The organism is Lacinutrix algicola (assembly GCF_001418085.1).
Classification (GTDB): Bacteria; Bacteroidota; Bacteroidia; order Flavobacteriales; family Flavobacteriaceae; genus Lacinutrix; species Lacinutrix algicola.
In genome coordinates, this window is record NZ_LIQH01000035.1 from 59,749 (window position 1) to 72,717 (window position 12,969).

10 protein-coding genes are annotated in these 12,969 nt (G+C 31.4%); 9 read left to right on the forward strand and 1 reads right to left on the reverse strand.

Translation table 11 applies throughout. The annotated features are described in order from the left end of the window. Window positions 1–146: 146 nt before the first annotated feature. The 5 genes from mnmG (at window position 147) to ASC41_RS08410 (ending at window position 6,102) form a co-directional block, all read left to right on the forward strand. Window positions 147–2,018 carry a tRNA uridine-5-carboxymethylaminomethyl(34) synthesis enzyme MnmG gene (mnmG, locus tag ASC41_RS08390; protein WP_055436194.1) on the forward strand — a complete coding sequence of 624 codons (1,872 nt, stop codon included), beginning with the start codon at window positions 147–149 and terminating at the stop codon, window positions 2,016–2,018. 244 nt (window positions 2,019–2,262) lie between these two features. Beyond that, window positions 2,263–2,466: a hypothetical protein gene (locus ASC41_RS08395; protein ID WP_055436195.1), complete on the forward strand. Its 204-nt coding sequence runs from the start codon at window positions 2,263–2,265 to the stop codon at window positions 2,464–2,466. 14 nt (window positions 2,467–2,480) lie between these two features. Further along, window positions 2,481–3,341 (forward strand): class I SAM-dependent methyltransferase, encoded by an 861-nt coding sequence (locus ASC41_RS08400; protein WP_055436196.1) that lies wholly within the window; start codon window positions 2,481–2,483, stop codon window positions 3,339–3,341. A 225-nt stretch (window positions 3,342–3,566) separates the two neighbouring features. Beyond that, window positions 3,567–4,079: an OmpH/Skp family outer membrane protein gene (locus ASC41_RS08405; protein WP_055436197.1), complete on the forward strand. Its 513-nt coding sequence runs from the start codon at window positions 3,567–3,569 to the stop codon at window positions 4,077–4,079. Between the two features lie 145 nt (window positions 4,080–4,224). Further along, on the forward strand, window positions 4,225–6,102 hold the full coding sequence (locus tag ASC41_RS08410; protein ID WP_152971443.1) for a hypothetical protein: 1,878 nt from the start codon (window positions 4,225–4,227) through the stop codon (window positions 6,100–6,102). Window positions 6,103–6,174: 72 nt separating this feature from the next. Here the strand turns inward: ASC41_RS08410 and ASC41_RS08415 are convergent, their stop codons facing one another. Next, entirely contained in the window at window positions 6,175–7,329 is a 1,155-nt protein-coding gene (locus tag ASC41_RS08415) for a DNA polymerase III subunit (RefSeq protein ID WP_055436199.1), read from the reverse strand. Between the two features lie 184 nt (window positions 7,330–7,513). Here ASC41_RS08415 and ASC41_RS08420 point away from each other — a divergent pair, with 184 nt between their 5' ends. The 4 genes from ASC41_RS08420 to ASC41_RS08435 all read left to right on the forward strand — a co-directional run bounded on the left by ASC41_RS08420 (window position 7,514) and on the right by ASC41_RS08435 (window position 12,939). Beyond that, a complete protein-coding gene (locus ASC41_RS08420; protein WP_055436200.1) occupies window positions 7,514–9,076 on the forward strand; it encodes a hypothetical protein in 1,563 nt (520 codons plus the stop codon). A gap of 18 nt (window positions 9,077–9,094) precedes the next feature. After that, on the forward strand, window positions 9,095–10,282 hold the full coding sequence (locus ASC41_RS08425) for a phosphoglycerate kinase (protein ID WP_055436201.1): 1,188 nt from the start codon (window positions 9,095–9,097) through the stop codon (window positions 10,280–10,282). A 62-nt stretch (window positions 10,283–10,344) separates the two neighbouring features. Then, on the forward strand, window positions 10,345–11,928 hold the full coding sequence (locus tag ASC41_RS08430; RefSeq protein WP_055436202.1) for a LysM peptidoglycan-binding domain-containing protein: 1,584 nt from the start codon (window positions 10,345–10,347) through the stop codon (window positions 11,926–11,928). A gap of 21 nt (window positions 11,929–11,949) precedes the next feature. Then, window positions 11,950–12,939: a DUF4837 family protein gene (locus ASC41_RS08435; RefSeq protein WP_055436203.1), complete on the forward strand. Its 990-nt coding sequence runs from the start codon at window positions 11,950–11,952 to the stop codon at window positions 12,937–12,939. Window positions 12,940–12,969: the final 30 nt, after the last annotated feature.

Genomic DNA, 12,969 nt, shown 5'->3' on the forward strand with positions numbered 1-12,969 from the left:
ATTCGCAGTATATTTGCAAACTTTTTAAATTGAGATAATAATGTTTCACGTGGAACATTGTGTGTAGATTTAAATCATTTAGTATAAAATCCAATTTGAAATCATTTGATATTTTCGAATGTTTCACGTGGAACAATTAAAAAATTATGTTTAACGAAATTTACGACGTTATTGTTGTTGGAGGTGGTCACGCAGGAAGTGAGGCGGCAGCATCGGCAGCAAACATGGGAAGCAAAACTTTGCTTATTACCATGAACCTACAAAACATTGCACAAATGTCTTGTAATCCTGCTATGGGAGGAATTGCAAAAGGACAAATTGTTAGAGAGATTGATGCGCTTGGTGGATACAGTGGAATTGTAAGTGATACTTCTGCTATTCAATTTAAGATGCTTAACAAATCTAAAGGACCTGCAATGTGGAGTCCAAGAGTTCAAAGTGACCGTATGCGTTTTGCAGAAGATTGGAGATTGCTTTTAGAGAAGACAAAGAATCTGGATTTTTATCAAGAAATGGTTTCTGGCCTAATTGTAGAAAACGGAAAAATTGCAGGTGTAAAAACATCTTTAGGAATTGAGGTAAGAGCTAAATCTGTAGTGCTTACTAATGGTACTTTTTTAAATGGATTAATTCATATTGGAGATAAAAATTTTGGTGGAGGTAGAGCAGGTGAAAGAGCTGCAACTGGAATTACAGAACAGCTAGTTAATTTAGGTTTCGAATCTGGTAGAATGAAAACAGGAACGCCTCCAAGAGTAGATGGAAGGTCTTTAGATTTTTCTAAAATGGCAGAACAACCTGGTGATGCAGTTCCAGAAAAGTTCTCTTATTTAGATATTACAAAACCATTAGAGTATCAGCGTTCTTGTTATATGGCTCACACAAGTGAGTTGGTTCACGATTTACTTCGAGAAGGTTTCGATCGTTCTCCAATGTTTAATGGTAGAATTAAAAGTCTTGGACCAAGATATTGTCCAAGTATAGAAGATAAAATAAATAGGTTTTCAGACAAGAATAGTCATCAATTATTTGTTGAGCCAGAAGGTTGGAATACGGTTGAAATGTATGTTAATGGTTTCTCTACTTCGTTACCGGAAGATGTTCAATTTAAGGCTATGCGTTCTATAGTTGGTTTCGAAAACGTAAAGTTTTTTAGACCCGGTTACGCCATTGAGTACGATTATTTTCCACCAACACAATTAAAGCATACACTAGAAACTAAGTTGGTAGAAGGTTTGTATTTTGCTGGTCAAATTAATGGAACTACAGGATACGAAGAAGCAGCATCTCAAGGTTTAATGGCAGGTATAAATGCTGCGCTTAAAGTGAAAGAAAAAGATCCATTTATACTACAACGTAACGAAGCATATATTGGAGTTCTGGTAGATGATTTAATTACAAAAGGAACAGAAGAGCCTTATCGAATGTTTACTTCACGTGCAGAGTATAGAACACTATTAAGGCAAGATAATGCTGATTTTAGATTGACGCCAAGAGGATATGATTTAGGTTTAGCTAGTGAAAAAAGATTGAGACGAATGGAAGAGAAGCTTGATGCTTCAGAAAAATTTGTTCAGTTTTTTAAAGATACTAGTGTAACAAAAGAAGAGGCTAATCCGGTGTTGGAAGCTAAAGATTCTGCTGCTGTAAAACAACAAGGGAAGATGCATAAAATATTTGCTAGACCAAATATTACTATAGAAGATATGCGTAAAATTGAGTCTGTAGACAACTATATTAAAGAACATAATCTAGACAGAGAGATTATAGAACAGACAGAGATTCAGGTTAAATACGCTGGCTATATAGATAAAGAAAAGAATAATGCGGATAAGCTTTCTCGTTTAGAGAATATAAAGATTCCTGCTAACTTCGATTACTCAAAGTTGCAATCAATGAGCTTAGAAGCAAGAGAAAAACTAAACAAAATACAGCCTGTTACAATCTCTCAAGCATCAAGAGTTAGTGGTGTGTCTCCTGCAGATATTTCTGTGCTTTTAGTTTATATGGGTAGATAGTTTGTTGACCATTTTCTGTAATGTTTCACGTGGAACATTAAAATTAAATAGTTTTATTTTGAAGGAATCGTATTTTGTTTTCGTTTTGTTCTTTGCCTTTTTAGCTAATAGTCAAGCTCAAATTGTTTACGGTAATTATATTAATTAAGAAAAATTTGAAGATGGAATATATGTCAAATACGAATTAAAAATAGCTAGAGATTTTACCTTTAAATTTCATTTTCACCAAGACCAATTGTGTTGTGTGGATAATGAAATAGTGAATGGTAGTTGTGTTATTAATGGTCAAGAAATTACACTTATTCCGAAAGAAAAAAACAATACTAAAAACAAGGACCTTTTAAATTTAAAAGCCACAAAATTAAAAATTGTAAAGAATAAAAGTATTCAAATTTATTCTTCTAAAACAGTTTGGTTAAAAGATCTTGTGTTAAATAAAGTAGATTAATAATTAAATTACCTGTGAAAAACAATCATCAAATATATTTATCGGTTAAAGATTATTCAGTTTCTGGAGAAGAATTTCAATTAATTCCAAATGCTAAATATGGTTATTTAGAAACAACGCCTCAACCATCTTTAGATAATCTTGCTAGTTATTATGAAAGCGAGGATTACATTTCGCACACAGATAGTAAGCGTAATTTGTTTGAAAAAGCATATCATACTATTCGTAATATTTCTTTAAAAAGAAAACTGAAGCTTATTAATTCGTTCAATTCTGAAGAAAAAAAACTGCTAGATATTGGTTGCGGTACAGGAGCGTTTTTAAAAATAGCAAAAAATAATGCTTGGAAAGTTTACGGGATAGAACCAAATGAAAAGGCTAGGAGTATAGCTAATAAAAGTTGTAATGATTCTGTTTTTAATACTGAAAAGCTAGAATCTTTAGAAAATGAAAGTTTTGATGTTATTACACTATGGCATGTTTTAGAACATTTGCCAGATTTACAATCGCAAATGTCAACTTTTAAAAGACTATTAAAACCAAATGGCACTTTAGTTATTGCTGTTCCAAACTTTAAAAGTTACGACGCTTTATATTATAAAAACTTTTGGGCCGCTTTCGATGTACCTAGACATTTATGGCATTTCTCTAAAGAATCTATTTCAAATTTATTTAATGATGAAAACATGAAAGTGGAAAAAACAGTTCCTATGGTTTTTGATGCTTTCTATGTTAGTTTACTTTCAGAAAAATACAAAAGAAAAGCAATGAGTCTAGTACGTGCTTTTTTTGTGGGATTACGCTCAAACATAAAAGCAAAACGATCAGGAGAGTATTCTTCGCTTATTTATGTCATTAAAAACAGTAAAAACTAAATACTAAGCATCTTGTTGCTTTTGTTTTAGTCTGTTTCGTGAGATAAGGTTAAGATTTTCTAAAAAGGGCTTAAAACGTCTTATTTGAGTCTGTTTTCAATAAGAAAAAACTATTAAAAATAAATGTTATGATAGTAAACTTCTATAATAATCTTTTAGTGAGATTTTTTACAAATAAATTAGTTCTCTTTTCTATTTTTGCTCAAAACATAAAATTATTATAAAATGAAGAAAATATTATTAGCTGTTATTGTTTTAGTAACATTCGCATCTTGTCAAGATCAAAAAATTGGTTTTATTGATAATGCAAAAGTGATTAACGATATCCAAGAGAAAAAAGACGTAGAATCTAAATATGATGTTTTAAACGAATCGTTTAAAAAGCGTGCTGATAGTCTTGGAAAAAGTTACCAGTCTGAATATTTAGCATTACAGTCTAAAATGGCTAGAATGTCTCAAAGTAAACAACAAGAAGCAGGTCAGGCTTTTCAAGCAAAAGCGCAACAGTTTCAGCAAATGATGCAAGCAGAGCAGCAGCAATTGCAAACCGCTTATCAAGCAGACATTGATTCTGTTATTTCTAAAATGAAAGTAACAGTTAAAGATTTCGGTAAAACAAACGGTTATAAATTTATTATCGGTGCTAACGAGTCTACAGCTAATATTTTATATGGTGATGAGACTTTAGATCTTTCAGATGTTATTATCAAAGAAATTGATGCTAATTATAAAAAATAATTAGAGTTTAACCCTCTATTCTTAAAGCGCTAAATTACCATTTAGCGCTTTTTTTATGCATTAAACTCTTAGATTTCAATGCTTTTAAATAATTAACTATATTTAGCCTAATAATTTAACGCTATTAATTATTTTATTTAAGATGATGAAAAACTGTCTACCAATCAGTTTCATTGTCTTTACTTTTTGTGGCCTTTTATATAGTCAAGAAGCAGTTCCTTTTAAAGTTCAAAACGAATTTTATATCTATGGAGATGCTGCTGTTATAGGAAACAACATATTAAGTAAAGACGTAAAAGAGCCATTTAACGATATATCACTAACCAATGATGATATTGATATGGTTTTTGTTGATATTGATAATGATCCCTCTACTTTTAGCTCCAGTTCTGCGAGCTTAAAGCTACCCAAAAATCATAAAAAAATTGTCTATGCTGCTTTGTATTGGACTGCTACTTATAGTTACGAACAAGGCTATAGGCAAGAGTCTAATGGGCAATTTTTGTTTCAAGGAAAACGAATAACAAAAAGAGACGAGATAGATAATATAAAGCTAAAACTACCTGATGGCGAGTATAAAAAAATTAAAGGAACTGTAATTTTCGACGGAGACCAAGACACGGATTTTGCATTAAACTCTCCATATGTTTGCTTTGCAGATGTAACTAGATTGCTAAAAAATGCAGACTCTATAAACGGAGATTATACTGTTGCAAATGTTAATGCTACTAAAGGTTATGTTTCTGGTGGAAGTGCAGCTGGTTGGTTGTTATATGTTGTTTATGAAACACCTACAGTAAAACCAAAATACATTACTACTTTTAATGGTTTTGCGCATGTAAGTAATGCGCCTTTAAAGCTTAAATTCAACAATTTTAAAGCTTTTGATAAAGGAGACATAAATACTTCACTAATTTTTGCTGCTTTAGAAGGAGATTCTGCGCTTACAGAAGATAATTGTTTTTTGGTTAATCCAATAGCTGAAAAAGTTACTCTTTTAAGCACTAAATCTAGACCAAGCAATAACTTTTTTAATAGTAAAATAACATATAGTGACAAGGTTTTTAACCATAGATACCCTAAGAGTGAAAATACCTTAGGTTTTGATATTGTATCTATGGATGTACCAAATGGATCGAATGCTATTATAGACAATACTACTACAGAAATTGAAATGGCTTTTAATACAGAATCCGATAGATTTTATATGTTTTTTACTGCATTTCAAACCGAAATAAGTAAGACCTTTTACGAAGAGAAAAATAGTATTTCAGTTCCAAAAATTATTGAAGAAAAGATTACTCAAAAGACTGTTATAGAGGTAGAAAAAACTAAAAAAGAGAAGAAGGAATTAAAGAAATTAGTACAGAATAATAAGCAAAAAAAAGAAAAACTAATACCAGTAAAAAGCGTAGTAGTTAAAGAAAGTAAAAGTGTAGATAAGCCTACAAATGTTAAACAAGATGTTTATACGCCAAAAGAAGAACTTTCTAAAGTAGAAAATTACGTTCCTGTTCTTGAAAAAAAGAAAAAACCATTGCCTATTTGGTTGCAAAAAAATAAGACTGAGGAGATTGTAACTGTAGAAACCACTAATGTTTACCAACCAGAAGTTTTGCTTAAAGAGGCAGTATTCTCAATTAATTCTTTGGTAATGAATAGGGAGAATTACGAAAAACTACTTACCAAAGAAGATTACGTTTACGAAACGCAAAAGTTTAAGCGTATTCTTAATCAAGAACCTGCATTAATAGACGGAGTTGAAAAAGGATACTATATAATTGCAGGTTTGTTATACGATTTAGATTACGCAATAGCATACCAAAAAGAACTGCAAGATCAAGGCGTTAATTCTAAATTATTTAAAGATGTTTCTCAAGGTAAGTATTACGTTTATTTATATAATTCTATAAATTTTTACGATGTATTTATGCTTAGAAAAGCATTTATTAAAAGTGAGTTTTTAGAGCAAGTTTGGATCTTAAACATTAATATTGAAAAGAAGGTTATAAAAAGATTATAACCTACTTAATGTCACTGATTTTTTTGATTTATTGCAAAACAAGTATTTGTAAATCAATTATTTGTGGTTTTTTTATTCAGATTTTTTGTGAAGTAACCTAGTTAGTTTTATAGATAAATCCGTAAGAATTATTTTAGAATTTCCATTACGTTCAATATGATAAATAGCATCTTGTAGTTCGTTTGAAATATCTAAAATATTGTTATTATGTACAAATGGAGCAAAGTTTTCAAGTTTAAACTTTTCATTCTTAATTTCCATATAAACTAATGCTTCAGCATTGTAGTTTAATAACAATGCTTGACGGAAAAAATCTAAACAAAAATTAAGAAAATGCTTTTGTGTTTCACGACCGGTTTTGGCAATGTCTTCACTCCATTTTATTAGATCGTGAATGGCAGCTTTGTTTCCTTTTGCTTTAAATGCAGCACGAATCCAGAAAATAAACCAATCTTCAAACTGGGTATCTTCGGTATCGTTATAAACTAAATCACAAGCTTTATTATAATTTCCATTAGCTTGATGTGCTAATTTAGTAGCTACAGCTTCATTTAAATTATAATTCTTAATAAGCGCATTTTTTATATCAATTTCAGCTAAAGGAGGGAAGTGTAAAAGTTGACATCGAGATCTAATAGTATTAATTATTTGTTCTTCTTCTTCAGCAATTAAAATAAAAACAGTCTTATTTGGTGGCTCTTCAATAAGTTTTAAAAGTTTATTGGCTGCAGCAGTATTCATTTTATCTGCCATCCAAATTAACATCACTTTATATCCGCCTTCGTAAGATTTTAGCGCAAGAGATTTAATAATATCTTGAGCTTCATCTACACCTATTTGGCCTTGCTTGTTATCGACTCCCAATTGTTTGTACCAATCAAACAAGTTTCCATAAGGTTGCTTCGTTAATAGATCTCTCCATTCGGTTAAAAAATGACTAGAAACTGGGTGTCTTTTTATTTTGTCGTTTGTTGTAACAGGAAAAGCAAAATGTAAATCTGGATGCGAAAAATTATTAAATTTTAAGTTGCAGGCAGCATTACCGTTACTATTTTCTCCTTCTGTATTAGAGCATAAAATATATTGCGCATAGGCAATAGCCATTGGTAAAGTTCCAGAACCTTCTGGGCCAATAAAGAGTTGAGCATGAGGTACACGACCATTATCCACACTTGTTGTAAGGTGTTTTTTAATATGAGTCTGACCAATAATTTCATTAAAAAGCATACAGCAAATATAGTTTATACCAATTATAGTTTAAATTTAAGCTTAAGGAAATTATTTATTTTTGTAAAGTATTGTATTAAACGTCACTTTTATAAGCCATATCCCAAAAAGGTGTCGTTGTATTTGTATATATTTACAGATTAAAAGTGTTATCGCTATTTTTAAAAAAAATAAACCAATATTAATGAGATTTTTATTACTGTTATGTATTTCCTGTATTGGATTTAATAATGTCTATTCGCAAGAAAAACAGGCAATTAAAGAACATTTGGATTACGATGGTGTGGACTTTAAATCGGTAAACGAATTTTATATTTATGGTGATTCTAAAGCTATTGGAAATAGTATTTTAGGAGAACATAAAACTAATGATTTCGATGATATGAATGTTAGTAATGATGATGTAAAAATGAAATACATCGACATTGATAATGATAAATCTACCTTTAGCTCAAGTGCTGCTAAATTAAAACTTCCTGATAATTTAAAAAAAGTAAGTTATGCTGCTTTATATTGGACAGCAACTTACAGTCTAGAAGAAGGAAAAAGAAGAAAATCTAAAGATAGCTACGAGTATAGAGGAGATTTTAGACAAAATAGAGCTATAGATACTATAAATTTTAAAACACCAAATGGCGAATACCAAACAATTGGCGGTAAAGTGCTTTATGATGGCTCTAAAAATCCTACACATGCTATAAATTCACCATACGTTTGTTTTGCAGATGTAACAGAAATATTAAGAAATGCTGATGAGCAAAACGGAGATTACACTGTTGCCAATGTAAAAGCATCTCGAGGTTATATATCTGGCGGTAGTGCCGCAGGATGGATGTTATATGTTGTTTACCAGTCTCCTACAGATAACCCAAAGTATATTGCATCTTACAATGGTTTTGCACTTGTAAATAATTTACCAGTAGATATTACTTTTAAAAATTTTAAATCTGTAGATCAAGGCGATGTAAAAACGTCTTTAGTAGTTTCAGCATTAGAAGGAGATATAACTCTATCACAAGATGAATGTGCAATTATTAAAAAAGATGGTACTTACCAATCGCTTAGTAATGGTGTTAGAAATCAGCAAAACTTCTTTAACAGTAGTATTACAAATAACAGTTTATTAAACACAGACCGTATGCCTAGTAGTAGAAATACATTAGGTTTTGATATTGCAGAGTTAGAAATACCTAATTATAACAACTCGATTATAGATAATAATATGAGTTCTACAACGCTGCGATTAAAGACGCGTTCAGATCGTTTTTATATGTATTTTGCAGCATTTCAAACCGAAATTAGTCAAGATTTCTTTGAAGATGTAATTGAAGAAAAAGAACCAGTAAGTAAAGTATCTACAATAGAGCCAGAAGTTATTAGAACAACTCAAGCCGAAGCAGAGAAAAGTAAAAGAAAATACGTGTGGAAACCACCAGGAAAGTTAGGTTTTAATTCTATAGCTTTTAAAACCTTGGTAGCAAAACGATCAAAACAACTTAAGGATGTTAGTAATGGATATTATGTTGTTACAAATGTATTTTCAGCAGGCACTCGAGCACGAAAATGGGAAGGTTACCTTATTAAAAAAGGTTACACACCAATTACAATTACCAATCCCAAAAATAATTGGCAATATGTAGCTGTAATGCAAACAGAGAGCGCCAAAGAAGCCTTTACTAAACAACAAGAATTAATTCAAGAATATCGTTTTAGAGATGCTTGGATATTAAAAATAAACTTAGATTAAAAGCATAAAAACTAAAGTATGAAGACCTTAAACGATTTCAATTTTAAAAACAAAAAAGCATTAATTAGAGTAGATTTTAATGTACCATTAGATGCTACTTTTAAAGTAACAGATGCTACAAGAATTTCTTCGGCTAAACCTACAATTATTAAAATTTTAGAAGATGGTGGAAGTTGTATTTTAATGTCTCATTTAGGTCGTCCAAAAGGAGTTCAGGAAGAGTTTTCTTTAAAGCATATTGCAAGTAAGGTCGAAGATATAATTGGTGTAGAAACTAAATTTGTATCAGATTGTGTTGGAGCTGAAGCTGAAGAAGCCGCTGCCAATTTAAAGCCTGGAGAGATATTAATATTAGAAAATCTACGCTTTCACGAAGAAGAAACAAAAGGAGATCAAGACTTTGCCGAAAAACTTTCTAGGCTTGGAGATATTTATGTGAATGATGCTTTTGGTACCGCGCATAGAGCACACGCTTCTACAACGGTTATAGCACAGTTTTTTCCTGAAAACAAATGCTTTGGCCTTTTATTAGAGCAAGAAATTAAAAGTATTGACAAGGTTTTAAAGTCTGACGATAGACCTGTTTTAGCTATTTTAGGAGGAGCAAAAGTCTCCTCTAAAATAACAGTTATAGAAAATATTTTAGACAAGGTAGACGATGTTATTATTGGAGGAGGAATGGCATTTACATTTGTAAAAGCTTTAGGTGGAACTATTGGAAATTCGCTTGTAGAAGACGATAAATTAGAAATGGCTTTAGATATTTTAAAGCAAGCCGAAGCTAAAAATGTTAACATACACCTACCTGTGGATTCTGTAATAGCAGACGCTTTTAGTAACGATGCTAATACTCAAGTTTGTGATATAAAAGCAATTCCAGAAGGTTGGATGGGATTAGACGCTGGCCCAGAATCTAGAAAGCAATTTCATGAGGTTGTAATGCATAGTAAAACAATTCTTTGGAATGGGCCTTTAGGTGTTTTCGAAATGGAAAACTTCGCTAATGGAACAATAGCACTAGGAAATTCTATTGCCGAAGCAACCAAAAAAGGAGCTTTTTCTTTAGTTGGTGGTGGAGACTCTGTAGCAGCAGTTAAGCAATTTGGTTTCGAGAAGAAAGTAAGTTATGTAAGTACAGGCGGCGGAGCAATGTTAGAAAGTTTAGAAGGTAAAACACTTCCAGGAATCGCAGCTATTTTAGAATAAAATAGCATTATATTATTTCTGTTATTATTGCGTTATATCAATTTAAACACAATCCTTTTTAAATGACATTAGTTTCAAAACATATAGTTGTATTATTTTTTGTTGTCTTCGGATTGCAATTGCATGCACAAGATTCTTTAACAGTAAAAACAACAAAACTGTCTGAATCCGAATTAGTTGCAGGCGAAAACTATGTAATAGATACAATAGTAGACGGAAAAGCCTTCTATAAAAAATCTATCGAGCCATTAAAGCAAATAGACCTAACCAAAGAGTTAGAAGACCATGAATTAGCATCTGAAATAGATAAAAAATGGATGGAAGAGCTGTATAGCACTTCACTTTTCGATACCATCTATCGAGATGTAACAGATTTAAAATACAAAGCTGTTTACTATCCGGAACTATCTACAGACACTCTAAAGGCAAGATTAGAGCGTTTAAATGCAAGAACTCCATTTAATGTAGAGTACAATCCGCAATTAGAAAATTTAATTAAACGTTGGTTAAAAACTAGACACCAATCTATGGAACGTTTAATGGGATTAAGTAAGTATTATTTCCCAATGTTCGAGCGCGAACTTGATAATTATGATATTCCTCTAGAGATGAAATACCTCTCAATTGTAGAATCTGCTTTAAAACCAAGAGCAAAATCACGAGTAGGAGCAACAGGTTTATGGCAATTTATGTTTGCTACAGGTAAACAATACGGACTAGACGTAAGTAGTTATGTAGACGAACGTAGCGACCCTATAAAATCAACAAAATCGGCAGCAACATATTTAGCCAGATTATATCAAATTTTTGGTGATTGGGATTTAGCTTTAGCAGCTTATAACTCGGGACCTGGTAATGTAAGTAAGGCAATAAGAAGATCTGGTGGTTATACAAATTATTGGAATATTAGACCAAATCTTCCACGTGAAACAGCTGGTTATGTTCCAGCTTTTCTAGCAACAATGTATATTTTCGAGTATGCAAATGAGCATGGATTTATTCAACACAAACCGCAGTTTAATTATGTTGAAACAGATACTATTCATGTAAAACAAATGATTACTTTAGATCAGGTTTCAGAATTTACAGGTGTAGAAATGGAAAAGCTTCAATTTTTAAACCCATCTTATAAACTAGATGTTATTCCATACATAAAAGGAAAAAACTATACCTTAAGGTTACCTAGAGACGTGGTTGGTAAATTTGTTAATAATGAAAAGGAAATGTATGCTTTCGCTAAAGCGGAATTTGATAAACGCGAAAAACCATTACCACAGCTTCAAAATGCAGATACTAAAACTAGATATAAAGTAAGGCAAGGCGATTATTTAGGGAAAATTGCTAGAAAATTTGGAGTACGTGTTAGTCAATTAAAACAATGGAACGGTTTACGAAGTAATAACTTAAAAATTGGGCAAAGGTTAACTGTATACCCACGAAATCCTTCAGCTGTAACAAAAGCAGCTAGTAAGCCTAAAAGTACCGTAAACTTTAAGGGAACGACGTATAAAGTTAAAAGTGGAGATTCCTTATGGAGCATTTCTCAAAAATTTTCAGGTGTTTCTGTTCAGGATATTAAAGATTGGAACGATATTAGTGGTACTAGGTTAAAACCAGGCATGACTTTAAGAATGTCTAAGAGCTAGTAAAACTAAAAAAAACAAATTATGCGTAAACTTATTCTATTAGTAGTAATTGTAGCTACTACATTTTCTTGCGGTAACGATGGTAGTTCAGCAGGTATAAAAATACTACCAGATTCGGCAGGTCCAGTTAATAAAATAGCAATTGTTGTAGACAATGAGCTTTGGAAAAACACAGTAGGAGAAACCATAAGAAGCGTTATGGCTCAGTCTATAGATGGATTACCACAACCAGAGCCAATATTTTCTTTAAACCAGATTCCTACTCAAGTTTTTACAGGTTTTGCAAAACAAAGTAGAAGTATTTTAAAAGTTGAGCAAGGAGAGGCTAGTTTTAAAATAGAGAGAGATGTACATGCAAGACCTCAAAAAATTGTAACAGTTTCTGGAAAAGATATTGCCGAAATTAAAGCGCAAATAACTAATAATGCAGATAATATTGTTGAAGCTTTAAAAGCTGAAGAAATAAGATATAAGCAAATGCAAATGTCTAAATCTTTATCTGGTACTAAAGATATTCAAGAGTCTTTAGGTTTAAAAGTTAAATTTCCATCTTACTATAGAGTAACTAATACTGTAGCAAAGCCAGAAGATAAGTTTCATTGGATTAAGCGCGATATCCAAACAGGTTATACAAATGTCTTGTTTTATGAGTTGCCTTTAAATGCAATTAAAAAGGATGATAGTTTAGTAAGTCAAATTATTAAAATTAGAGATTCTATTGGTAAAAAGTATATCTCAGGACCAGTTGATGGTAGTTATATGGCAACAGAAATGGCATATGCTCCACATGTTTACGAGACAATAATAGATAACAAACCAACTATAGAAGTTAAAGGACTTTGGGATGTTAAAAACCAATTTATGTCAGGGCCTTTTATTATGTATTTAATAGAAGATAAAGTTAATAATAGATATGTAGTTGCCGAAGGTTTTGCTTACGCACCATCTGTATCTAAACGTAATTATGTTTTTGAACTGGAGTCTATTATAAAATCTATTAGAATAAATTAAGCTTTTTTAATAAATATAGAACATAAAAAA